Origin of the sequence: Oceanobacter sp. 4_MG-2023, assembly GCF_030689165.1 — a bacterium.
Classification (GTDB): domain Bacteria; phylum Pseudomonadota; class Gammaproteobacteria; order Pseudomonadales; family Oceanobacteraceae; genus Oceanobacter.
On record NZ_JAUYVV010000011.1, the window covers coordinates 77,348 to 101,643 of the forward strand.

Annotated in this window: 22 protein-coding genes; 10 read left to right on the forward strand and 12 right to left on the reverse strand. The window is 53.3% G+C overall.

The genetic code is table 11. The features are described from left to right. Positions 1-117: 117 nt before the first annotated feature. On the reverse strand, positions 118-1,044 hold the full coding sequence (locus tag Q8W24_RS09910; protein WP_303434087.1) for a patatin-like phospholipase family protein: 927 nt from the start codon (positions 1,042-1,044) through the stop codon (positions 118-120). Between the two features lie 6 nt (positions 1,045-1,050). Further along, positions 1,051-1,995, reverse strand: a complete 945-nt coding sequence (locus tag Q8W24_RS09915; protein WP_305415519.1) for a DUF4892 domain-containing protein — start codon at positions 1,993-1,995, stop codon at positions 1,051-1,053. A 161-nt stretch (positions 1,996-2,156) separates the two neighbouring features. Here Q8W24_RS09915 and Q8W24_RS09920 point away from each other — a divergent pair, with 161 nt between their 5' ends. After that, positions 2,157-3,956 (forward strand): DUF885 family protein, encoded by a 1,800-nt coding sequence (locus Q8W24_RS09920; RefSeq protein WP_305415520.1) that lies wholly within the window; start codon positions 2,157-2,159, stop codon positions 3,954-3,956. Between the two features lie 6 nt (positions 3,957-3,962). Here the strand turns inward: Q8W24_RS09920 and Q8W24_RS09925 are convergent, their stop codons facing one another. The 5 genes from Q8W24_RS09925 to Q8W24_RS09945 all read right to left on the reverse strand — a co-directional run bounded on the left by Q8W24_RS09925 (position 3,963) and on the right by Q8W24_RS09945 (position 9,450). After that, entirely contained in the window at positions 3,963-4,499 is a 537-nt protein-coding gene (locus Q8W24_RS09925; RefSeq protein WP_305475192.1) for an RNA methyltransferase, read from the reverse strand. A gap of 159 nt (positions 4,500-4,658) precedes the next feature. Next, positions 4,659-5,993 (reverse strand): DUF3422 family protein, encoded by a 1,335-nt coding sequence (locus Q8W24_RS09930; protein WP_303434091.1) that lies wholly within the window; start codon positions 5,991-5,993, stop codon positions 4,659-4,661. Between the two features lie 167 nt (positions 5,994-6,160). Then, positions 6,161-6,688 carry a hypothetical protein gene (locus tag Q8W24_RS09935; RefSeq protein ID WP_305415523.1) on the reverse strand — a complete coding sequence of 176 codons (528 nt, stop codon included), beginning with the start codon at positions 6,686-6,688 and terminating at the stop codon, positions 6,161-6,163. An 81-nt stretch (positions 6,689-6,769) separates the two neighbouring features. Further along, positions 6,770-7,831 (reverse strand): YHYH protein, encoded by a 1,062-nt coding sequence (locus Q8W24_RS09940; protein ID WP_303434093.1) that lies wholly within the window; start codon positions 7,829-7,831, stop codon positions 6,770-6,772. A gap of 377 nt (positions 7,832-8,208) precedes the next feature. Continuing rightward, positions 8,209-9,450, reverse strand: a complete 1,242-nt coding sequence (locus tag Q8W24_RS09945; RefSeq protein ID WP_305415524.1) for a YihY family inner membrane protein — start codon at positions 9,448-9,450, stop codon at positions 8,209-8,211. 59 nt (positions 9,451-9,509) lie between these two features. On the opposite strand from Q8W24_RS09945, the gene arsC reads away from it, so the two are divergent. Genes arsC through Q8W24_RS09960 form a run of 3 tightly spaced genes read left to right on the forward strand, consistent with a single transcriptional unit; the run spans position 9,510 to position 10,886 of the window. Then, positions 9,510-9,857, forward strand: coding sequence for an arsenate reductase (glutaredoxin) (arsC, locus tag Q8W24_RS09950; protein WP_305415525.1), 348 nt, complete (start codon positions 9,510-9,512; stop codon positions 9,855-9,857). Beyond that, positions 9,857-10,474 carry an NAD(P)H:quinone oxidoreductase gene (gene wrbA, locus Q8W24_RS09955; RefSeq protein WP_305475194.1) on the forward strand — a complete coding sequence of 206 codons (618 nt, stop codon included), beginning with the start codon at positions 9,857-9,859 and terminating at the stop codon, positions 10,472-10,474. The genes arsC and wrbA overlap by 1 nt, the downstream gene beginning before the upstream one ends. 1 nt (position 10,475) lies before the next feature. After that, positions 10,476-10,886, forward strand: coding sequence for a DUF2069 domain-containing protein (locus Q8W24_RS09960; RefSeq protein ID WP_303434097.1), 411 nt, complete (start codon positions 10,476-10,478; stop codon positions 10,884-10,886). Between the two features lie 172 nt (positions 10,887-11,058). Here Q8W24_RS09960 and Q8W24_RS09965 read toward each other — a convergent pair whose 3' ends face one another. Then, positions 11,059-12,264: a YbfB/YjiJ family MFS transporter gene (locus Q8W24_RS09965; RefSeq protein WP_303434098.1), complete on the reverse strand. Its 1,206-nt coding sequence runs from the start codon at positions 12,262-12,264 to the stop codon at positions 11,059-11,061. 103 nt (positions 12,265-12,367) lie between these two features. On the opposite strand from Q8W24_RS09965, the gene Q8W24_RS09970 reads away from it, so the two are divergent. After that, positions 12,368-13,258: a LysR family transcriptional regulator gene (locus Q8W24_RS09970; RefSeq protein WP_305475196.1), complete on the forward strand. Its 891-nt coding sequence runs from the start codon at positions 12,368-12,370 to the stop codon at positions 13,256-13,258. On the opposite strand, the gene Q8W24_RS09975 is transcribed toward Q8W24_RS09970, so the two are convergent. From Q8W24_RS09975 to Q8W24_RS09990, 4 genes are all read right to left on the reverse strand, one after another. Then, positions 13,220-13,573, reverse strand: a complete 354-nt coding sequence (locus Q8W24_RS09975; protein WP_303434100.1) for a DUF1428 domain-containing protein — start codon at positions 13,571-13,573, stop codon at positions 13,220-13,222. The two genes, Q8W24_RS09970 and Q8W24_RS09975, sit on opposite strands and share 39 nt — an antisense overlap. A gap of 383 nt (positions 13,574-13,956) precedes the next feature. Then, positions 13,957-14,199 (reverse strand): hypothetical protein, encoded by a 243-nt coding sequence (locus Q8W24_RS09980; RefSeq protein WP_303434101.1) that lies wholly within the window; start codon positions 14,197-14,199, stop codon positions 13,957-13,959. Between the two features lie 269 nt (positions 14,200-14,468). Further along, positions 14,469-15,539 (reverse strand): AraC family transcriptional regulator, encoded by a 1,071-nt coding sequence (locus Q8W24_RS09985; protein ID WP_303434102.1) that lies wholly within the window; start codon positions 15,537-15,539, stop codon positions 14,469-14,471. Between the two features lies 1 nt (position 15,540). Beyond that, positions 15,541-16,455 (reverse strand): GGDEF domain-containing protein, encoded by a 915-nt coding sequence (locus Q8W24_RS09990; RefSeq protein ID WP_305475197.1) that lies wholly within the window; start codon positions 16,453-16,455, stop codon positions 15,541-15,543. Between the two features lie 473 nt (positions 16,456-16,928). Here Q8W24_RS09990 and Q8W24_RS09995 point away from each other — a divergent pair, with 473 nt between their 5' ends. The 5 genes from Q8W24_RS09995 to Q8W24_RS10015 all read left to right on the forward strand — a co-directional run bounded on the left by Q8W24_RS09995 (position 16,929) and on the right by Q8W24_RS10015 (position 24,281). Further along, complete coding sequence (locus Q8W24_RS09995; RefSeq protein WP_305475199.1) at positions 16,929-19,709, forward strand: TonB-dependent receptor; 2,781 nt, start codon at positions 16,929-16,931, stop codon at positions 19,707-19,709. 119 nt (positions 19,710-19,828) lie between these two features. Continuing rightward, positions 19,829-21,793: a phytase gene (locus tag Q8W24_RS10000; RefSeq protein ID WP_305475201.1), complete on the forward strand. Its 1,965-nt coding sequence runs from the start codon at positions 19,829-19,831 to the stop codon at positions 21,791-21,793. 481 nt (positions 21,794-22,274) lie between these two features. Beyond that, positions 22,275-23,330 carry a hypothetical protein gene (locus Q8W24_RS10005; RefSeq protein WP_305475202.1) on the forward strand — a complete coding sequence of 352 codons (1,056 nt, stop codon included), beginning with the start codon at positions 22,275-22,277 and terminating at the stop codon, positions 23,328-23,330. Next, positions 23,327-23,863, forward strand: a complete 537-nt coding sequence (locus Q8W24_RS10010) for an ATP/GTP-binding protein (protein WP_303434107.1) — start codon at positions 23,327-23,329, stop codon at positions 23,861-23,863. The genes Q8W24_RS10005 and Q8W24_RS10010 overlap by 4 nt, the downstream gene beginning before the upstream one ends. Continuing rightward, entirely contained in the window at positions 23,856-24,281 is a 426-nt protein-coding gene (locus tag Q8W24_RS10015; protein WP_305415531.1) for a roadblock/LC7 domain-containing protein, read from the forward strand. Before Q8W24_RS10010 ends, Q8W24_RS10015 begins: the two co-directional genes overlap by 8 nt. Positions 24,282-24,296 lie beyond the last annotated feature (15 nt).

Genomic DNA, 24,296 nt, shown 5'->3' on the forward strand with positions numbered 1-24,296 from the left:
AAAATCCGACTAGTTTACTGGCTGTGTACAAAAATGTCGCGAGTGACAATCAGACAAGCGCAAAATCGTCCTGGCAGCCATCCGGCTGCATCACTCGCACACCCAACCACCCTGGCCTCAGGCCATCCGCTGACCATAAGGGCTGCAGCTACCCTGCTCAAAAGCATCCAGAGCTTTCTCGGCAATATGGCGGCCCAGTTCAATCATTTCCCGGGCGCGATAAAATTCGTAAATATCGCAAGAATCGATCGGCATATTGATCATCAGGTCCGGAGGATAAGCTGCCGTCTTGAAACGGGTCAGGGACAGCTGCATGGTTTCAAACATCTGGTTCATCATTTCCAGCTTGCCAATGTTCTCATCCACATGACTGGACATATCATCACGCCGCTTTGAATCGAGCCAGTTGGTGGCCTTGTCGACCACCGAGTTGAACCAGTCACGTTTTTGCTGGCGAGTATCGATCTGGCCAAAGACAAAGTCATCCGGTATCGCCGCGTCTGAATTCAGATCGACAGCAAACAGATAATCGGCATGAATCGAGATACAGGGAGCAATCGGTAACGGGTTCAGCACGCCACCGTCGACCAGGGTTCTGCCATTCACTTTCACCGGGTGCAGAATACTGGGGATCGCCGCCGATGCCCGAATCGCCAGATCCAGCGAGCCGTTCTGCATCCAGACTTCTTTTTTGGCTGCCATATCCGTCGCAACCGCAGTAAAAGGAATGTCCAGATCTTCGATCAGGCAATCCCCCAGCAGCTCGCTGATCATATTGAATACCTTGTCGCCACGAATCACTCCGCTCGACAACAAGGACACATCCACCAGTTTGAGCACTTCCAGATAGCCCAATTTGCAGACCCAATCACGATAGAGATGCAATTTGCCCGCGCAATAAAACCCTCCTACCAGCGCTCCCATGGAACAGCCGGAGATGCCCACCACCTGATAACCACGTTCTTCCAGTACATCCAGCACACCAATATGAGCGTACCCCCGTGCACCACCACTGCCTAACGCCAACGCCACGGTTTTCGACATTGCCAGTTATCTCCCAGGCCAGAATACAAAACGTAAAGCCGGTACCAGACTGTCACCCGCAGGCAACACCAGCGCCGCCTGCCCACTGACATTCAGTTCAGCACCATGATCAAAAGCCGCCACCCGCAGTTGTTCTGCCAGGCGGTCAGAACAGGTCTGGTTCACCGACATCTCATTGGACTGGTAACAATGCACCACCAGAAACAAACGCTGCTGTACTCCCTCAGACAAGGATGACAGAACCTCTAATAATGGCTCGCTGGCGACAGGGTCCAGCTGGTTATCGGCTAACTCAAAACCAGGCAACCAACCACTACTGAGGCTCAACATATTATTGATATCCTCACGACTGGCGACTCCAGGCAGCACTTCGTCTGTCGTTTCTATAACATCCAGGCCTACCACTGTCTGGCGTGGGCCACGCTGGGTGGCGTATACCAGCAACAGGGTTGAGGGCGCATCGGCACTGGCTGGCGGCAAATAGACCGCCATATAACGTTGCTGATTGTCTCTGCCCACCAGCCGGCCATTACTGAATATTTCATTGGCCCAGAAATGGCTGCTGCCACAATCGAGATCCTGACACTGATACAACACCCGAGCCGACATGCCCCGGGCCAGTTCATTACGCAGCGGTTGCAGCAACTCATCCAGATCCCGTTTTTCACTGGATTCCCAGGCCATCCGCCGTAACGAACCAGACACTCTTAACTCACGATCAGCGACGGTCTTGGTCACCGTCCGTTTTTGCGCCGACAACACCAGCCGGAAGTGATCGATCGATGACGTCCGGTCTGTCAGAACCCGCGCCCCCACCGGTGCCAGCAACTGGCCAAAGCGGTTCTCCTCAGCAGCGTGTAGCGGGACGACACACAAGACCATCAGCATGGCCAGAACAAACCGGCACATACCATCACCGACCCAATTATTTTGCTGCAGATTTTCAGTCACAAAACTACCTCACACCAACATTCATGCCCATTATAGACCACAGCCTACCACGAGCCCTGCCCTTCACCGCGGCATTAACACCTGCCGATCACAGCGTGACTACAACGCAGCGTTACAGATTGCTACACTGCGGCCTCCGAATCCAGCGACACCGAGTCCCCATGTCACTCCTTTTTGCTCCATTGCTGCGCACCTTGCCTCTGACCCTATTATTACTGGGAGGATGCCAAGCCACTTTGCCAACCATTCCGGATACACTGGATGATGAGTCGGTCAGCTATTCTGATACGCAGCAAGCCGATGCCCGAAGCCAGTTAAATAATATCAGCGCCGACTATTTTCAACAGTTGGCTGACCGTTTCCCTGAACGCGCCCGTACTCTGGGGATCGAGCCGGAAGCTGCCTGGTCATCCCTGTCAGAGATCACCCGGAATAACCACTACCAGCAATTGCAGGCACAAAAACAACAGCTGCAACAATTGCCACTGGATGCCCTGACGGCACAAGAACAACTGATCGCCAGTACGCTGATTTACCGCATCAACCAACAACTGGACTGGCGCGAGTGCAGCAAGAGCACCATGCCACTGGGCAGTGAACACGACTGGCTGCATATCATAGAAAGCAGCCTGGCGAACGATACCCCGGTCGACAACATCCCCGGTTTTCATCGTTACCTGACCCGGCTGGAGTCCGCTGCCATCCTGCTGCAGCAATGGCAACGGCAAATCAGCGAACGCAGCCAGCACCATATCCCGATCCTGGACAGCAGCCGACAGCACACCCTCAGCCAACTCGACATCATGTTGACCGGCTACCCCTTTACCGACAGCCCGGAGCCATCGCCACTGTGGCAAGATATTCAAACCCGGCTGACACAGCTGGAGCTATACCCCGCCAGCCATGAAATACTCGAAGCCAAAGCCGCCAGCACGCTGACCAATCACCTGCTGCCGGCCTTGCGAGCACTGCGTCGTCAACTCAAAGACCTCACCACCCAGACCAGCCTGAGCTGGCAGCAATACCCCAATGGCGATGCCTGTTATCGCTTACAACTGACAGAAATGGGCAGTACCGAATCCCCGGAACTGCTGCAAGAAATAGCCAAAGCCCGTCTCTCAGACATACAGCAACAACTGATTCAGGCCTTGTCACTCGACCCCGCACAGTTGCTGGCACCTCAGCTGCGCGCCTGGCTGGCATCACAACGTTCCCGACCACTCCAGCAACAAGACTCCGCCCGCCAGCGCCTGCAACAGCTGAACCAGCAACTGCCACAACAGTTTGCCTACCTGCCCAGCACAGCACTGGTCATCCAGCCCAATCAACGTCGTGGCATCCAGGCTCCCTGGTACCAGGCGCCGCAACCGGCACTGGCACAACCAGGTATTTACTGGACTCTTGCCACCAACCCGGATCACCACTGGCGCTGGCCGCTGGACCTGTATCGCAACACCCTGCCCGGCAAACACTTGCAAGTAGCCATGGCCCAGGAAAATGATCAGCTGCCCGACTTTATGCAAACACCGCTCAATAACGACTTTGAGCCAGGCTGGTTATCCCTTGCCGCCGAGCTGGCAACCGACCTGGGTGGCTATCAAAGCAGCGCCGAACACGCCTGGGTGTTACTGGATGACATGGAGCAGGAACTGAACCTGATTCTGGATATCGGGATTCATCTGTATCAGTGGCCCCAGGACCAGGCCATCGACTATTGCCAGAGCAACAGCTTTTTATCGGCACAAGACTGCCAGCAACGCCTGCAACAGATTATGGAAGCGCCCGGACAACTGGCTCGACCGGCTATCTCCCGGGCCAATTTATTGGGCCTGATCCGCTCGGCAGAATCCGAACAAGGCAGCGCCTTCAGTCCTCAACAGTTTTACAGTGACTGGCTGGCCGCCGGATTGTTACCACCGGCGCTGTATGGCCAGTGGCTAAGATTATGGATCGAGCAATAACAGGGATTAATGATCAGACGGACACGGATGATGGTGACGAAAGACCAGCCGGTTATTAACATCCCGGCTGCTTTTAACCCGTTCGTTATGATCGATCGACTGCTGCTGTTTGGCCATGCGGTCATACAGCACAACATTTACTGTCGCCGCCAGGTTCATACAGCCAACGGTAGGGATATACACCACCTCATCAGCCATATCGATCAGGGACTGATCAATCGACCCGTCCTCCGGGCCAAAAACATACAGCGCCTGATCCGGGTGAATAAACTCCGGTAATGGCGTCGCGCCAACCACCAGCTCCACACACACCAGCTTCCGCTCCTGCCCGGCCAGATCGGCAAACGACTCAATCGCGCTTAACTCAATATGTTGGCTGACGTTCTGGGTATCCTGATGATACTTGGCCGCTCGGGCAAAACGGTTACCGGTATAATAAATCGCACTGGCGCCATAACACCCCGCGGCGCGCATCACCACACCAACATTAGAAGGACTTTTGGGATTGCACAGGGCAATGGCTGACGATCTGGAGTTGTCCAAAACAAATTCCTGAATTTGAAGGTATTCAGGCCCATCATACTAAAAATTCTTATGTAAAAATCGCCCCGGCCACGAATCCGATACCCGCCTTCCATGGCGTGGCAGCCCCTGCTTTCACGGCTGGCTCACAAGCAGCGACTCAAACCGGTAGCCAATCCACTAATCCGTTCCGGATTTTCCATCCAGGCTCGCCATCTTCTCATTCAGATGATGACGCAAGCGGTGAATCGCAACAAACACCACCACCAGCACCACCGGCAAGGCCGACGCCTTCAACAGATACGGTTCAATAGGCACGCCCAGCGCCTTGAGGCCATCCGCACCAATCCCGATCAGTGCCAGCAAGTAGTAACAGATAACCACCACGGATAACCCTTCGACCGTTTGCTGCAAACGTAACTGCAGCTCACTGCGTTTATCCATCGACGTCAGCAAACGCTGGTTTTGCTCCTGGATCGACAAGTCCACTCGGGTACGTAACAGACTGGTGGTACGGTGAATACGGCGAGACAAGTCTTCAAGCTGATCCCGTACCGAATTACAGGTTTTGATCCCTGGAGTTAAGCGCCGTTCGAGGAATTCCCGCAAACTCTGCACGCCCTCCAGCGGCTCTTCTTTTAGCTGGTCGAGACGGTCTCGCACCAGATCGTGGTACGCCTTGGCGGCCGCAAACCGAAAATTGGTATCCGAGCGATAGCGCTCAACATCGGCAGCCAACTGCGACAACGACGTCAGTAAATCCCGGTCTTCCAGCTGGTTCTCCAACTCGGAAATATTCTGGATCAGTTGCGCCAGGCTGGTTTCCACCAAGGTCAGTTGATTACTCATTTTACGCGCCACCGGCAATGCCAGCAGCGACATCAGCCGGTAGGTTTCCAGCTCAAACAGCCGCTGCACCAAACGCCCGGTCTGATACGGATTCAAGCCCCTGTTGACGGCCACGATACGGCCAAAACCATCACTGTGCAGCCGGAAGGCCGTCCACACCAGGGCCTGACCACTGGCCACCGATGCCCCGGACACCCGCTGTCCTTCGAACCAGTCAAACAGCTGCTGATCGTCAGGGGTCTCCTTGACCAGCGACAGATTCACGGCCACAACCAGCTCTCCGGGCATCGCCGCCAGCCAGTCCTTGGGAATAAACGCCAGTGCATCGGTTGCAAATGGCGTTTCGGTTGCAACAATAAAGGTGAAGTTGGCAAACTCCAGATGGCGCTCCCAGCGCAACTCGAAGCCACCAAAATCCTGATACAAACAGGAAGAATCCGGGTCCGGCGCTGGCACACTGTAACGGCGGCACAACTCCACCACATGGGCATGCAGTTCCTGGCGGTTGTCATTCAGCTTGACGGTAAAATGCGCGACCTGGCAGCTGCCCTCAATCACCGGGGAAGGACGGTTATGCAGCTCTTCATACAACACAGAGCGCATCGGATGCACATTCAACGACAGACTGGGACTGGCGATATCCGGCGCATGGGTATTACAGATCATGAGTCGACACATCCTGAGTGGTCAAAAATGAAACCAGACTACAGGGAACAACACCCTGTCGCCAAGGTGTCTATTAGGCCCAATACCAGAGAGTTATTTATATTCGGGCGGCAAGTGATCCATGATCTCGCAGCAGCGTCGTTCTGAACTTGATCCAGAACCAGCCGCTACAATAACGTTATAGCCCCGGCATAGTGATTCCCAGGCGTCAGCCAATAACGCTGGATATGCTCACCATGGATAACCCTGAAGATATTTTTGGCAGGCCGGTATTCCGTCATGCTGGAGATATGAAATGCCAGTTTTGATACATCTGCCGGCATGCCCTTTATCTCGAAGAGCAACACACTGAGGTGATTGTCCAGCTTGATGCGCCCTCGTCCCAGGCTGACGGCCAGATCACCAGAATCCGGGGCAGCCTGAGCATCAGACACCGACATATCAAACCCTTGCTTGATATAGGCAACCACACTTTCTTTATACGCCACACTGTCGAAGTCCGCATCCGGGGCGTCCGGGTGCGTCATATGTAACGAGCGGTCGAGGTTGTATAACGGCGTCATCACTTCATAGACCCAACCCTGTGACTCGACATAGCGAACCTGGAACGTCGCCATATTCACATCGTGCGACAACACCGCAGGGGATACCACATAAACGCCCAACAGCAGACACAGTTGAAAAAGACGTAACACTCAAACCTCCTGCTTTATTGTAAAAACAGATGCCGCAAAACATGCTTCCATCCTGCGCACCTTTACTCCCCAGTGCACGTCCTACTGCACGCTCACACTGCGATCAACAAAACTGCCCATCAGGCAAGGAGGATTATTAGGTGCCTGATCCTGTAGCGCGTGATAATGGTAAACTCCGTCAGGGTATTCATTGGTTGCATGGCTATGTCCGTTACACTCATCCAGCTCGGCCACGGTGGCAGGCTCGGTATCCAGACCATCGACGGAATCCAATGCGCCATAAAGAGGAAAACCATCTTTGGCGAGGCCGGCAAATGCCGACGGGTTGTCATAATCAATATAAATATTATTGCAGCTGATATCATATAACTCGGTGTAGTTATAATCATCCGCCGCATATACGGTATTAATGGATTGCGGGATAAAATGCCAATGATAATAACCGGAAGGATCAGGGTGACCACCACATAAATCCAGAGCCGGGATATTGCCACTTCCAGTGCCGCCCACTCCGGCTTCAGCAACGGTAACGCTGGGTGGATTGGCGGTCAGCGGTATGCCGTTAACCCCCATGCCAATACTGTCGATGGTGCCAAAATAATAAGGCTCACTTCTGAGCTCTGGTGTCACCGGAATCAAGAATGTCACTTCCAGGGAAGAATCAAAATTGGCCGACAGGCAATAACTGAAACCCGCTTCCTCACTGCCCTGGGTCAGATCACTAAAGCGGATATTGCCGTCTTCATCAACAATATCGTAGCCGTCGGCGTCCATCGCCACAGCAGCATCCACCAAAGACTGAAACCCAGGGGTGGTGGTGCCATCATAGATACCAACACCGGCTTCATCCCGAGAGGTATTGATGGAAGGCGGGCAATAAGGTCCAATCGTGCCGCTGTCTTCGGTATCACCCACGGTGTTGGCAGCAAAGGTCAGCTGGTAACAGGTTGTGGTGCTATTGTTCTCCAGCGTGCAGCTCACTTGCGTTTGCGACAATGCCGATGTATCAAACAGCGAAGCGTCAAAATAACCACTGCTGTCCGTGTTGGTCTCAGTGCTTGTTTCTGTATCTGACGTGGTGTCGGAATCGGTGGTTGAGACACTGTCGGAGCCGCCACATCCACTTATTGAATATAAGCACATTAACGCACTTCCTAACATAATAGATCGCATAACCACTCAAGCCTTTTATCATAAAATGTCAGCTTTTGTATGAGTGCTTTTACATTCAATAGTTGACACTAAAGGTTTTATATTCACCGTATCAATACGGAATACATTAAGGAGATTAAAACACTCCCCCAGAAACAAAACCGGCCAACTTAATAATAAACAACGATTACTTACAAATATCTGACAAATAGCATAACGCGCATCCAACCCCTGCCACACGATGGATGCAATCGTATGACACTCATAAAAGTTATGAAGAAACGTACAACAAAAACAGTAACGGCTGCTACTGCAGACACGCAGCAACAGCCGCCTGATGGTTATAACGACCCGGTAGCTACACGTAACTACAACCGAAAACCCCCGTCGTTATCCAGCAACTGATCCAGCGATACCGAGAGGCTACTGGCCACATCCTGTTGCCAGTGCGCCAGCCAGTCATGCAATGGCGCATCACCAGGCTGGGAGTCGTCCCTTACCGCCTGCTCTGCCGCGTGCAACTGATCCAGAGACAGATCGGCAAAAAAATGCTCAAGCGTCAGCTGGCGCATATCAGGCAGCCAGATCCAGCTGTCATCCTGACTCTGGGTTACCCAGCCCGCCAACTGAAAACGCTTCAGCAGCGCCGACAATTCCGCGGCCGGAATCCTGCGCAAACGGCGGCGCAATTCGTTTTCAGTCATGCCTTTTCCCCCTTGTTGTCCCTGATACAGGGTCGCCGCCAGCGCCAGCCGTTGCCGTAATGGGTCTTGCGATGAAAGCGACTCCGGATGACTGAGCGCATACGTCAGCTCCGCCCCAAACAGCAGCAACATCCAACTGAGATACGTCCACAGAAGAAACAGCGGCACCGCTGCAAACGCCCCATAAATCAGTTGATAAGACGGGAACATGCCAACGATTTTGGCAAACAGGAACTTGCCGGTTTCAAACACCGTCGCCACCACCAGGGCAGCAATCACCGCATCTCTGGGAGGTACCTTGCAGTTGGGCACCATCATATACACAAAGGTAATCGCCGCCACCGTCATCGACCAGGGCACCAGCCGGGCAAACGAAGGCACCGACGCCGTCACCTCTGTTACGCCCTCTGGCAACACACTGAGCGAGGCCAGCAAGGAACTGACTGCCTGAGCGGCACCAAACAGCAATGGCCCGAGGCTTAAGACTGTCCAGTAACGAAAAAAGCGCTGTAAGGTCGAGCGCGACACATCGACCTGCCAGATTTTATTAAACTGCTGCTCAATGGTTTGCATCAGCATCAAGGCGGTAAAAAACAGAAACACCACCCCGATCCAGGTCAACTCTCTGGCTTGCTCACTAAAACGCACCAGATAATCCGACACCAGGTCGCTACCTTCGGGCATAACATAGGCCAGCAGGTTAGTGTGTGCTTGCGTACCCAACGCCTGCAGTGAAGGAATCGCGCTGAGGATGGCGTAGGTCACAGTAATCACCGGCACCAGCGCAAACAGCGTGGTATAGGTCAGGGCAGCGGCATCACGCCGACGCTCCATCGACTCGAACCGTTTAAGGGTTTGCCAGATCAGTCGCAGTACCCGGCGACCACGGCGGAAAGCGGTGAGCATCTAAAGCTTCCTTGTTACAATCACTACCAATTGGTTGACTATTTAAGAGTGTACACAGCATGAGTGATATACAGATTTACCACAATCCCCGTTGTTCCAAGTCGCGGGAGACCCTGAAACTGCTGCAAGACAAAGGCATAAGCCCGATTATTGTTGAGTATTTGCAGCATGCACCATCAGCGGATGATATTCGCCAACTGTTGCAATTACTCGGCTTCACCAGTGCACGAGAATTGATGCGCACCAAGGAAGTCGAATACAAGGAACAGAATCTGGCCAGCGCCGATGAAGACACTCTGATCACCGCCATGACCCAGACCCCCAAACTGATTGAACGCCCGATTGTGATCAACGGCTCCCAGGCGCGTATTGGCCGCCCACCGGAACAGGTGCTGGAGATTCTCTGATGGCCGCTGCCCCTTATGTACTGGTGCTGTACTACAGCCGCCATGGCAAAACTGCCGAGCTGGCACGTCTGATTGCACGCGGTGTAGAACAAGGCGGCATGAGTGCCCGTATTCGCACGGTACCTTCCGTATCGCCGGATACCGAAAGCTCACTGCCTGCCATACCCGACAGCGGTGCCGTATATTGCAGCCAGGAAGACCTGCGCCATTGTGCTGGCCTGGTCATGGGCAGTCCGACCCGGTTTGGCAATATGGCCGCGCCACTGAAGTACTTCCTCGACAGCACCAGCGGCCTGTGGCTGAGTGGCGCCCTGGCCGATAAACCCGCCGGTGTGTTTACCTCAACATCTTCATTACACGGTGGCCAGGAAAGCACCCTGCTGACCATGGCATTGCCGCTGTTACACCATGGCATGGTGTTCGCCGGTATTCCCTACCGTCATGCTGAGCTCAGTGACACCCGTTCCGGTGGTACACCTTATGGCATGAGCCACTGGGCCGGAGCCAATAACGAGCAAGCCATCAGTCCCCAGGAAAAAGCCCTTTGTCTGGCCCAGGGCAAACGGATAGCAACGCTGGCAACCGCCCTGCTCAACAGCCATGGCACAGGAGCCTGATATGAATGCATTAGCCGACACAGCCAGTCCTTTTGTGGCCAAAGCCAGGCTGGCCTATCGCTGCCTGATTGGCAGTTATATTGCTCTGTTGCTGGTATTACTGGTTTCGACTCTCAGCAATCCGCCCGCGGCGGCTGAGCCAGGCCTCTCCATGTGGTTAACCGGGTTCGGTATTGCAGTGTTCAAATCATTGCCACTGATGCTGTTTATACCCGGCCTGATCGCTCGCTCACACAAATCAGCCGCCTGGCTGGCCTATATGATTCTGTTATATTTTGTGGTGTCCATTCTGTTTCTGTTCACCCCCGGCAGCGGTACCTGGGGCTGGCTGATGGTATTTGCCTGTTTGGCGATTTTTATCAGTGCCATTCTGTTTACCCGCTGGCAGAAGCGGGTCGAAGCAGGCTTGTAAAGAGCTGGCCTGTCAGAAGAAACCGTCCTACAGAAGTGCGGGCCGCCGTGCCCGCCAGCCCGATCCAGCGAGTACTCAGCCCGCTTGACACTGCTTCACTCAAACGCAACCGGGCTTTTTAAACCTTGATGCGTTTGATGCGTAAGCAGAAATATTGAAGATCAATACGGTGTTACAACCCCTGATACGGACGTGCATAGACCTTTTTACCCTCAGAACGCCTGTCCAGACGCACTAACCCAAACAAAAACACAACACCTATAATCATGACGCCTGCCGACAAGTATAATCCGGGGTTATAACTTCCCAATGCCTCGGCAAGATAACCAGTAAACACAGGGGCGATAATTTGAGCTGCCCCATAGGCCAGTGTCATCACCCCCATAAATCGGGCAGGATTACTGGGGAAAAACTTGCCTGCCATTGTCAGCACCAGACTGACACAGGCAATAAATGTCCCGCCAAACAGCAACGCACTGAACAAGACCACCGGCAAGGTATCGTTAATGGCAGGGAGAATAATGCCAACCACTTGCAGCAGATAAGCCGCCAACAAGGCATACAGGTAACCAATTTTTCTCGCGACTCTGTCCCAGAGCAGCGTTGCTGGCATGGCAGCCAATCCAATCAGTAAAAACGTATGGGTTCCCTGCCCCTCCAGTCCTTGCGTTCTCTCGACAATATCCACAATAAAAGTTGAACTGACCGCATAACCATAACCGGCACAAAAATAGGCAAGCATCATCAGGGTAGTAACCATCCGGCCTGGCGGATTATCTTTGGGTGGTGTGACCTCTGTTCCACCCACAAAAGGATGAGGAATCCACAACCAGGCAGGCACAGCAACCAGCGCAGCCATTACGGCCAGAGCCAACCACTGTTGTTGCCAGTTAGCCGACAGATTCAGCATCACTTCAACCAACACAGAGGTGGCAATAATACTGATACCAACCCCGGCAAAATGAATGCCTAACTCAGCACGATACTGATTTTTAACCAGCCACTTTAAAATCAAACCAGAGGCAATAATAAGGCCTCCGGAAGCGCAAACCCCGGCGATAAACCGCAAGACTGCCCAAACCATCATATCGGTTGTCATCACCATCGCTGCGGAAGTGACAACGCTTGATACCAGGTAAGCCCGGTGCAAATTGTATTTGTCGTTGAGGTTATGCAACCTGGAAGCAAGCAGCACACCAGCCATGTACCCCATAAAATTAGTGGTCGCCAGCCAGCCGCCAGCCAACTCTGTAAGACCTGCGCCATCCTGCATGATGGGCAAAAGCAGGCTGTAGGAAAAACGCGCCACACCAACCGTCACAATCAAGCTGCAGATCCCGGCCAAATAGACACGTACTCGAGTCAGCTCCATCAGCATACCAGCCACCTTGTTATTAGAAATTGTTAACAAAGGCTACTTCGAGCTGATAATCTTAAAAATTGAATTATTCAGAATAGATACTTCAATATTAGAGAACTGTATGGAAATCCTGGCACTCAAGACCTTTAAAACGGTGGTGGATGAAGGCGGCATTAAAGGCGCAGCAGATAAACTCCATACCGTGCAATCGAACATCACCAACCGTATTAAAAAATTGGAAAACGAGCTGGATACCAGGCTATTCACCTTGGCAGGCAGAAAACTGCAGCTGACACCAAGCGGACAACAGCTCTGCCAGTATGCCGATGAGATCTTGCAGCTGGAGTACCAGGCCAAGTCCGCTATTTTGCGTGACCAAGGCAGTTATGAACTAAGAATCGGTATGCCAGAAACCTTTCCGGCGGTTCATATGCCGCTGGCACTCAAGCAACTCAAACAAGATCACTCCAATATTCAGGCAAAGATTTTTACAGACACCAGCGACCGGCTTGTACAGGCCGTCTTGAACAACAAGGTAGACTGCGCCGCCATCGGCAATGCCCCCCAGCATGACAAGCTGGTAGTGATTCCGATCGTGAAAGAAGAATTGGTCAAGGTAACACCCAAAGAGAGTGATCATGATCCGGTACTCATGGTCCGAGACGAAGGCTGTGGCTACAGAAACCATGCCCTGCTATGGCAGCAACTGACAGGGCGAGGCAGTGATGAACTGATGATCATGAGCAGTGCCGATGGCGTGCTGGGCTGTATTTCCGCAGGCCTGGGTTACACCATTATTGGCAAAAACATGGTAGCTGGCAGCCGGTATGAAAAATCCCTCACCATGACGCCGGTCACCCATGGCCCCAAGCATGTGCAGCTATCCATTGTTTATCGCAAAGGCAGCCCGTTAGAAACCGGAACATTAACCCTGGCGAATATTTTCACACGCCAGTCAATGACCAGCAGGAGATCAACCCTCAATAAGCACGTCAAATCCACCATGGATTAAACGTTTGCCATCAAAGGGCATCGGGTTATTTTCTGGATTCATTCTGGGGTCTGCCATAATGGCTGCCCATCCTGCATCCCTGACTTCCTTCGATGGCCACACAACCGTAGAAAAAACGACCGTTTCGTTTTCCTTGCACTTCACAGCCATCGGGAACGAAGTCACTTCGCCATCAGGCAGCTCATCACCCCACGCTTCCCTGATCGATAAGGCACCGTGATCCTTGAATATCACCGCTGAAAATTCAGCATGCGCTATGTATTTTTCTTTATTCTCCGTCGGAACGGCAGCGACAAATCCATCGATATAAGACATATACTTTTCCTGTATTGCACGTTATTCATAAGAGTTTATATAACGAACGGATGGAAAAACCCTGTTCCAGCATCTGATTTTTCCTTCACTGTCGGCCTTGCGCGGATTTGTTACACCTGCTGTTTATTCCTGTTTCTATCCATTCAACTGATTGTATCGTGCCAGTTTTCATACCCGAGATACAAGGCAGAATAAACAGGATTTATATAGCCGCTACCTATTAAAAACAAAGGCCATTAGATATAGAGACTATTAGAGATAAAGGCTCTTAAAGAGAGGACTGCTGTGAAGCATATAGAAGAGATAACCCCGATAGTATCAGTCAGGGTTATCTTATTCGTCATCAAAACCGGTATGCGTTACCGGTTTATCGATCCCAAGTCTCAGTCGTCAGACGAATCATCATCCCATACGCCATCGGTATCGTCGTCAGCAATTTCCGTCATAATCGCCGCACCACACTTGGCACACTTGCCTTCGACCACGATCACGCCATCTATTTCATATTCTTGCGGCTCAACCATACCGAGGTCGGCGGCCATACACTCATTGCACCAGGTCTGGCTCAGGAAAGCATCCTGATCGTCTTTTTCACGGGCAAAAAAATCGCGTTCGATGCGTTCCATTTGTTTCTCTCTCAGATCAATCGGGCCAATGCCCGCCAATACGGTGTTGTATCGGCATTCAGCGGGCATTGTAGGGGAATTCTGCGGGAAATGAAGCGTGATTGATTGCCAAAGAGCGGCATTGGGGTACAAGGCTTGCGGCGACCGGAACAGAGACAACCGCAAAACCGGCAACAGCTATCCACACGTCAGTGAACCCTCGTTGATCCGCTTCTCTATTGGCAGCACTCGCCCAGTCAGGCCCGACCCGCTGGAGATCGAATGCCGTATTACAGCCCCACCAATTCGGGCAAAACCGTGTCAGGGTGAATATCAAACAACGAAAAACGGGAACGGCTGTCGCTGGGAGTAATCCCCACCCAACGCTTGAAAGCACGGCGGAAGTTGGTGCTGTCGTTAAAGTTCAGGTGAGCAGCAACCTGCTCATTGTTCCAGCCACACACATGCAACAGATAAAGGCTCATATGCAGCCGTGCCTGATCCTGCAATTGCTGGAAATGGCAGCCATGTTTACCCAGTTTGCGTTTCAGGGTCGCCGGGCTCATGGCCAGCCGTCCGGCCATATCGGGCAAGGTAAGTGGTTCCTGTACCCGCTCGAGCAACAACCGGTACACCTGTTCTGGCAGTGAGGATGCAGGCAGGTTTGCGAGTCCTGACTCACATTGACGCTGAGCGACCTGATACGCCGTTGCCGACCCACGAGGCCACGGCCGGTCGAGCCAGTGCCGTTCAATCACCATGACATCGACGCCCAGATCAAACCAGAGCTGGCTGCCGAAGTTGACCTGGTACTGTTCTTCGTAATCCGGCCGTGAGTCGCTAAAGCCATAACGCCATGGCAGACGTTCGCCACTCATCCAGCGGCTGAACGATGTCAATGCCGACATCGCCGCTTCAATCAGGAACCGGCGCTCGCCCATATGCCCCAGCGTCAGCCAGTGCACATAACAATAACGTTCATCCGTTACCACAAACGGTGTTGCCCAGGGCGACAAGATGCGCCGGTAATGCACCAGAGCGCTCAGCGCCTCACGCAAGGAACCGGCATTACCCAGCAAACTGCTGGCGCTGTCGTAGTGCCCGGGCCAGCAGGAAGCACCCCAACGAAACGATAATCCCGGATCTTTGCCCAGCTTGCTGGCATTACTCACCAGCAAGCCCGCCTGGGTCGCCGACATCATCACTTGCCCTTGCAGAATATCGTCATAAAACAGCCCGGTGCCGCGCAATATCTTATGGCTGCACAGACCACCAGAGCGTAATAAATCGATCAGCAAGGCGGGCTGATAATGGGCGGCAAAAATACGCTCATCGCACTCATACCAGGAAGGGGTTGTCACATCAGGCCACCTCTCCCAATCCGCCACTCGACTTGGCCAGAAACAACGCCTGATTTGCACGCTGAACCAGGGCTTCGGTCGTTTCCCCCTTCCAGTCTGCCAGGCCAATGCTGATGGTCTGATAGAGCGTGTCGCCACGGGTTTTGTGTTTGTAGGCGAAGTGCTGCACCGCCTGGGTCAGCTCGATGGCCAAGGTCCGGCCCTGTGCAAGGCCAGTATCTGGCAGCACCACGGCAAAACGGTCGGCGGCATAGCGGCAAATCAGATCGTCCTGGCGCAAGTTCAGCAGCATCAATTCCGACAGCTCGTACAGCAGGGTGTCCCCTTCCTGATGGCCGTAGCGGCGATTGACATCGGCAAAATTATCCACATCCACCATCAACAGCACCATGTTGCGGGTTGGCAACTGGGCCATCACCGCTTGCAGCTGGGCTTTGAGGTAATCCACCCGCCCCAGCTGGGTCAGCTTGTCGATAAACCGATGCTCCCGAAAACGCTGCTCGCGCTTGCGCAGCTGCTGGTTGATCGAGAGCTGCTCCTGATGCCAGTGCACCAGTCCGTAGGTTAACAATACGATTCCGACGGGCATGGCACCGGACTCGAGCCATTGATCCCAGAATTGCTCGGCGGGCAAGTGAATAAATTCGTCGAGGTTGTCCTGCCACATCGCCAGAAACATAAACCCCATCCCCAACGTCAGCAGGTCGGTTACCCGCCCTGCCGGACGACTGCCCAGAATCAGCAGCATCCAGACCGCCAGTGCCAGTGCCGCACCACCTTCACCGAGGACATCCAGCCAGTCGATCTCGGCCCACGGCTTGGCGTCCCCCATCATCAGGCTGCCCACCAGCCCCGCCAGCGCGAGGCCAAACACCAGCAACAATTTGCGCTGGTGTATTCCCAGAGTCGAGAACATCCCCAACCACCTGTCTCATTATTTGGATTGACCGACCCGGTCTTCCAGCCACTGCCAGCCGGGTCGTTAAGAGGTCGGCATTAAAGCATGTTCACCCGCACGCAGGACCTCAGGGGTCATAAAGGCTCAGTAAAAGTTGCCGTAAATTTGATGAATTTTTTATGACAGCAGCGCCCCATTGCGCTGGCACGATACAAGCCCATCACTGACAGGGGATGGCGCTCGACAGACTTGCCAGCCACAACGTCATGCCGTCTTGATGCATGGGTTAATTTGGATCATTTACATATCCAACCCGACCGCTGGCGGAAGAATTGCCACGCTGGCAAGGCGTCGCCCTGCTCTCCGTAACGAAAGTGTCACAGCTCATTCCTACCGTCGCGACGTCCTGACAAGAGAGACCCACTCCCGCTTCAAGCACAGCATTACCAAGACTGGCCACGCGGGAGCCATTATTCTAACGGAGAGCAGACGTGAAATTGTTAATCAAACCGCTGGTAGCCAGCCTTGCCCTGGCATCCGCCACTCTCGCCCACGCCGATGGTATCGTCGAAGGCCGCATTATCGATGCCGCTTCGCAAACCATTTACAAAGGTGCGGTGGTTCGGCTGGAAGAAGCCAAGCGCCAAACCCTGTCCGGCCAGTCCGGGCGCTTCCGCTTGCCGCAGGTACCCGCCGGGGAATACACCCTGACCATCACCCTGGGTGACCAGACGCTGGATTCGCGCAAGATTACCGTGACTGAAAACACCGTGACCAGCACCGATGTGGTGGTCAACGATGGCGACGACATGATCGATGAAGTGCTGGTATACGGCCAATCAGCCCAAATGCAGCGCGCCCTCGATCGCCAACGTTACTCCGATCGTATTATCAGCGCAGTGAATGCCGACGCCATTGGTGAGCTGCCCGATGCCAACGCCGCCGAAGCCCTGCAACGGATTCCCGGCCTGTCGATTGAACGCGACCAGGGCGAAGGCCGTTTTGTCCGCGTCCGTGGTATGGGCTCCGACTACAACTCAGTGTCGGTTAATGGTACCCAGATCCCGGCCCCCGAAGCCGGTACCCGTTCCGTGGCTCTGGATGTGATTCCTTCCAACCTGATCAGCTCACTGGTTGTGACCAAGTCACTGACTCCCGACATGGATGCCAACTCCATCGGCGGTGCGATTGAGATTGAAAGCATCTCGGCGCTGGATCGTGAAGGGCCGTTCTACAATGCCGATCTCGAATACAGCTACGACGAACTGACCGAAAACACCAACCCCAAACTCTCGCTCGGTGGCGGTACCACCATTGCCATGGACGGTGATCGCCGCCTGGGCATCGCCGCCGCGGCCAGCTACGAAAGCCGTGACTTCGGCTCGGAAAACACCGAAACCGGTGGTGCCTGGGACGACGGTGAGCTGGAAGAAATGGAAATGCGCGACTACACCATCAACCGTGAACGGATTGGTGCGGCGCTGAACCTGGATTACGAACACGACATCAACAACGCCTTCCACTTGCGCACCCTGTATTCCAAATTCACCGATGATGAACAGCGTCAGGCACTGATTGCCGAATTCCAGGAACTGGTCATCGAAGATGGCGAAGAAGAACGCGACGGCACCTCACGCGCCTCCGGTGACAGCGGTCTGGGAGAAGTCTCCCGCGAACTGAAAGATCGTAAGGAAACCCAAACCATCAAGTCCGTCACCTTTGGTGGTGAACACTTTATCAACGACTGGACGGTCGAATATGACCTCGGTACGTCCAGCGCCAAGGAAGACGAGCCAGACTCCATGGACAGCGCGGTGTTTACTGCGGAAGTCGACAACATCGGCTTTAACGGCAGCCGCCAACCCATCCTGTTTGGCAGCGAGCTGTACGACACCAGCAACTTTGAACTCGACGAAATCGAACGGGTGCGCAGCTACTCCTCAGATGATCTGAACGTCGCCAAAATCGACATCACCCGTGACCTGATCGTTGCAGACTACCCTGCCATGGTGAAGTTTGGTGGCAAACTGAAAAACCGTAAAAAACACATGGATGTCGATATTCGCAAGTACTCAGCGGATGACATTAGCCTGTCGGATTACACCTCTGGCAGTACCGATTACAGCCTTGGTAACTTTGGCCCATCCCTGAGCAGCAGCCAGCTACGCTCACTGATGAACACACTGGCCGCCGATGCCGACACCGAAGCAGACGCCGTGGCAGAAGGCTTTGTTGATTCACTGATCGAAGACTACACCATCGAAGAAGACGTCAACGCCGCCTATGTAATGGGCCGTATTGATATGGACCAGCTGCAACTGATTGGTGGCTTGCGCCATGAGCAAACCAAACAGAAGAGCAAGGGTTACGAAGTGAATGGCGACGACAACGAAGCCAACGTCAGCCGTACACATTTCAGCAACGACTACTCTCACACACTGCCATCCTTGCTGGCCAAACTCGACATCGCCCCGGATACCCAGGTGCGCGCTGCCTGGACCAACTCGGTTGTGCGTCCAACCTTTGAAATGATCCGCCCGAACGTTGCCATTGATGGCGACGAGCTGGAAGCAGGTAACCCGGACCTGAAACCGCTGGAATCCAGCAACCTGGATCTGGGCATCGAGCACTTTATGGGGAACGCCGGCGTTATTTCTGCATTTGCGTTCTATAAAAGCATCGATAACTTCTCCTACGAAACCGAGATCTCCGACAACGACTATTACAACAGTCTGGCGGGAGAAGACGACACCACAACCACTACCTTTGAAAATGGCCGCACTGCCACAGTCAAAGGGCTGGAACTGGCTTATTCGCAAAAATTCGCCACCCTGCCTGCACCGTTCAACGGCTTGCTGTTATCTGCCAACGTCACCTTTGTGGACTCCAAAGCCACCATTGAATCTGACGACGGCGACGAGCACCTGAGCCGCACCATCAGCCTGCCACAACAGTCGGATACCACAGGTAACCTGATGGTCGGTTACGAAAACGACACCATCAGCTTGCGCCTGGCCGCCAACTACAAGTCCGACTACCTGGATGAAGTCGGCAACCTGGAAGACAGCAGCGAAGACATCAAACAGTCAGCCCAGACTCAGGTGGACTTCAACGCCTCCTACAAGGTATCCGAGCAAATCAAGGTACGCTTCAAAGCGGCCAACCTGACCGACGAGCCTTACTATGCCTATCAGGGCAGCGAGCGCTACAACGCCCAATACGAAGACTACGGCCCAACCTACAGCCTGGGTTTGAGCTACACCAGCTTCTGATATCACGGGCTGGCACCGTCTGTGCCAGCAATAACCCCGGTGCTGTTTGACCGGGGTTATTGCCTCTGACTCCCGTACTGGCCACCAGCGGGGCATGATCCACGCGACAGAGAATTGTTATGAACGCACCCTCCAAACCGATCCACTTGTTATCAAAAGCCACCGCTGCCCTGACCCTGACGGCCCTGTCGGCCTGCTCCAGTCTCGACAGCCAACCGGAAACTCCAACCGCGGCCAGCGCGACATCCCAGCTTGCGGTTGCCCAATCTCCTCTCAGTGGCGAACATCTGCTGATATTACCGGGACAGCACCAGTTCAGTATCGGTCCAAGCAGCCCGGCACAACTGATCAACATCCAGACCGGCAACACCGAATGGCAGGCTGACTGGGCCGGTGAATTACTCGATGCCCGCGAAAGCAGCAACAACGGCCAGGCACAGATCCAGATCATCAGCCTCGACCAGCAAAACCAGTTACACCTGCTGACACTGACCGACACCGATCACCGCTGGACGCTGCAGCAAGACGCCGTCAGCACTCCGATTCAACAACCACTGGAAGGCCTGTGCCTGTATGCCCCGGACAGCGCTCACCCAACCGACCTGCAAGTATTCCTGCTGGGGGAAGATGCCAGCGCCCGGCAACAGCTGCTGAACCCAGCGTCTGACGACCGCAACACATCACTAAACATGACGTTGCTGCGCCAGTTCGCCACGGCTCCCGGTGCCCAATACTGTGTCACCGATGACCAGCGCGATACGCTTTATATCAGCGAAGAAAGTGTCGGCCTCTGGCGTATGAACGCCCGGGCCGAAAGTGACCCTATCCGCGAGATGATTGACCTGACCTCACCGTTTGGCCATATTCGCGGTGAATCCGGTGCCCTGACACTGAGCCAGGGCAGCCTCTGGCTGGCCGAAGCCGAAAGTTACCGTCTGCATCAGTACCAGCTGGATAACGGTCAATACCTCGGCAGCACCCTGCTGCAGGAACAGCTTGCCATCGACACCTTGCTGAGCGTCCCCAACGCCACCCAGGCCGGCGCTCTGGACAAGCACAGCGACGCCCTGATCAGCCTGACCCTGCCGTCAATCGCCGCCACCCGCCACGACAACATGATTGCCACCGTACCGGCCAATGGCGAAACCCAGCCCGTCCTGACCGCCGGAGATGCCGCCGACGACCCAGCCATCTGGGTCAATCCCAACCAGCCAGATGCCAGCCGGGTACTCGGCACCAATAAAAAACGGGGCCTGTACGTATACGACCTCGATGGCAACGAACTGCAAGAACTGCTGGTCGACCGGGTCAATAACGTCGACCTGCGCCAGGGTTTCCAGTACCGCAACCAGCCAATGGATATTGCCGCCGCCAGCCAGCGAGATCGCCACGCCATCGCCCTGTTCCGTATTGAACCGCAAACCGGTGTCGTCCACAGCGCCGGAGAAGTCGTCACCACTCTGGATGAAGTGTATGGCCTGTGCATGTACCGCAATCAGCAACAGCAGGTATTTGTATTTATCAACGACCAGGATGGCCGTTATCAGCAGTACCGTATTCTGGACAGCGATAGCGGCTGGCAAAGCCAGTTGGTGCGGGAATTTGCCGTCGCCAGCCAGCCAGAAGGCTGCGCCGCCGATGACCGGGCCCAGCGCCTGTTTGTTGGAGAAGAAAACCAGGCCGTCTGGACCTTGTCTGCCGAACCGGATGCCAGTACCGAGATGCACCAGGTGGCTGGCATCAGCGACCTGCTCCATGCCGATATTGAAGGCATGGATATTTACCAGACTGCCAGCGACAACTATCTGCTGGTATCCAGCCAGGGCAACGACAGCTATGTACTGTTCAGCGCCAACCCGCCGTATGCCTATATCGGCCGCTTCCGGGTTGGCCTTAACCCAGACAAAGGCATTGATGGCGCTTCTGAAACCGACGGCCTTGCCGTTAGCTCCGCCTTTTTGGGAGCACAATACCCACAAGGAATGCTGGTGGTACAGGATGGCCGCAACCTGATGCCTGAGCAAAACCAGAACTTCAAATACGTTGACTGGCGCGAGATCAAAAACCTGCTTGAACTCCCGTAAGGACCGTAGAGAGGGCCCCTGGAGGCCGAGGGATTGTAGCGACCCCAGGACAGCCACGGAGGGCGCCCCCACAATCTGGACGTTAGGTTTGACCGTAGGGACCGGCTCCGTCCGTGTCCCTTGGCCGATTCCGTCATGATGATGGGCTTAAAGAAAATCAACAGACAAACAAACCCCTACAATAAACCCCTAATACCCACATTATTAATAATGATATAACGCATTGCTCACACGACACGTATATCCGTAAGTATTTGTAACAGCAACAAATCAAAAGACCAAAAAAGAACCATTAAAATCCTGAAAATACAGGGACCTTGTCATTCACATTACTATTAAAACCATCAATAAAAGAAAAAAACCAATAAATTCAATTACATTCAAGAAAGTCACGATTATTTTTGATTTATGCTGATTTAATTCCTATACTTTTTACATAATTTATCTACTTTCTCTCACGCCTGTCCGCACGGTACCCTTCATGGAAAAAAATATTTCCAATACTGCAATGGAGAACGAATACACAGTAAAGACGTTTGGCTTGAGTTCATATGAACAGGGAATAATACACAAACAGTTACAATTACTGCGTTGCAGAACCAAGAAACCTTGGCTGTATCAAGGAGAAGGCCTGGATGCTCATCTGGTACTGGCCAGGAAACCAATAGATATTTGTCCATGGGGAATATTAGCCGTAATGGCCAATGAACATGTCATTTCTGACAGTTACAATTATTTACATTGTGACTGGCCACTGCGAATTATTGGATTACTGGATTTACTACATAACGCAGAAGATAAATTGCATAACAGGCCATTAGGTACTAGCACCCGGCAAGATTGGTTAAATACCCATGCAAGCCATAGCGGCCAAGAGAATGTGTTAGCCGATACCTTGCCCTCTCCCACGCTGATATCCGAGCAACTGGACAATCGTATCCAGCAACTCGCCAAGCACCAGTATTTCGAATTACAAATCCAGCAACACCAAGCCATCGTTGCCCGAGACGATAACAACCGTACGACGATTTACTCTGATAGTCATTCAAGCGGATTATTAGAAGCGCTGCTTGAACCACAAATGCCTTTTACCATCACCCAAACCCAGGCTGCTCCGGATAATGCCAGCCCACTTTCTGGCAAACACTCTTATCCCGTTGAACAGTTCCTGTGGGAGCTGGCCTGGAAAGAACCGATAGAAGACATCGGCAGCTGGGATAACAACACGGTCTTTCGTATCAAGCAATGGCCTCGTCTCGGCCAGTGGTACACCGAGCCAGCCATGTTTCAGTTGTCGGCTCTCTACGGCAAGAAATTCGCCTCGTTAAAAAGTGGCGAACAGCTCAGTGGCTTGCCCAGCAATCAGGTAGCTGCTTTTTTGCGAGCCTGTACCGTCGCCCGGTTGGGAGTTGTCAGCAAAGAAACCTCGCCAGCAGCAGAACCCCCACAACAGATTCCAGCACCGGTTTCCCCGAAACGGTCTTCCAACCTACTGGGAAGTCTGCGTAAAAGACTTGGATTGGCTTTTAATTTATGACCAAAGAAAACAAGATTATTTTTATTGGCCCAATGGGGGCCGGTAAAAGCACAGCCATCAGTACGATCAGTGACGAAGCGCCCGTTGCAACAGAAGCAAGAAACTCCAATACCGCACAGGTCAATAAAGCAACCACAACCGTGGCGATGGATTATGGGCGCATTCTTCTCGATAACAACGACAGCGTCCATTTATATGGTATTCCAGGTCAGCAGCATTTCAGTTTTATATGGCCGATTGTTGCCAAAGGGGCACTTGGCGCTATTTTATTACTCGATTGCAGCCAATCAAACTGGAAACAGCAACTATTGGTTTTTTTACAAGCCTTCGAATCAATGGCTCACTCCGGACGCATTGCTATCGCGCTAAACAGAAGTCTGTTCACTGATACCGAAGAATGCTTTGACATATTGTCGGAAGAGAATATTTTTGCCCCTGTATTTAATGCCGACCCCCGTAATCGCGATGATGTTTTATTGCTTCTCCAGGCCTTGATTGCCAACGCAGAATCAGAGGATTTCCTTGATGAATAACCCGATAGATCCATTGAAGTCCAACACCTTGATGGCTCGTTGTCACGAATCTTTGCTTGCGACCACGCAGCAATCAGACAACTTGAGTTATATGATTTTGTCGACATCCGATGGATACGTCATATCTCATACCGTACCTTTTGATACGACAGCAGACCCAAAACGCTTGGCGGCAATGGCGGCTTCGTTTGCCGGTATTGGTTCCAGTCTGGCCGCAGAAACCCAGCTGGAAGAAGTGGAAGGTAATATTATCGAAAGCAAAAACGGATTTGTGGGCTGCCACCTGATCCGAACCGACACCATGGATGCCGTTTTACTCGGTGTTTTTAACCAACATACAACTCATGGTCTCGCTCTGTGGATGCTTAAAAAAGCATCGGGAGATATCCGGGAAATCATGACCATTTTCAGCTCATAAATCAGAGAAATACAA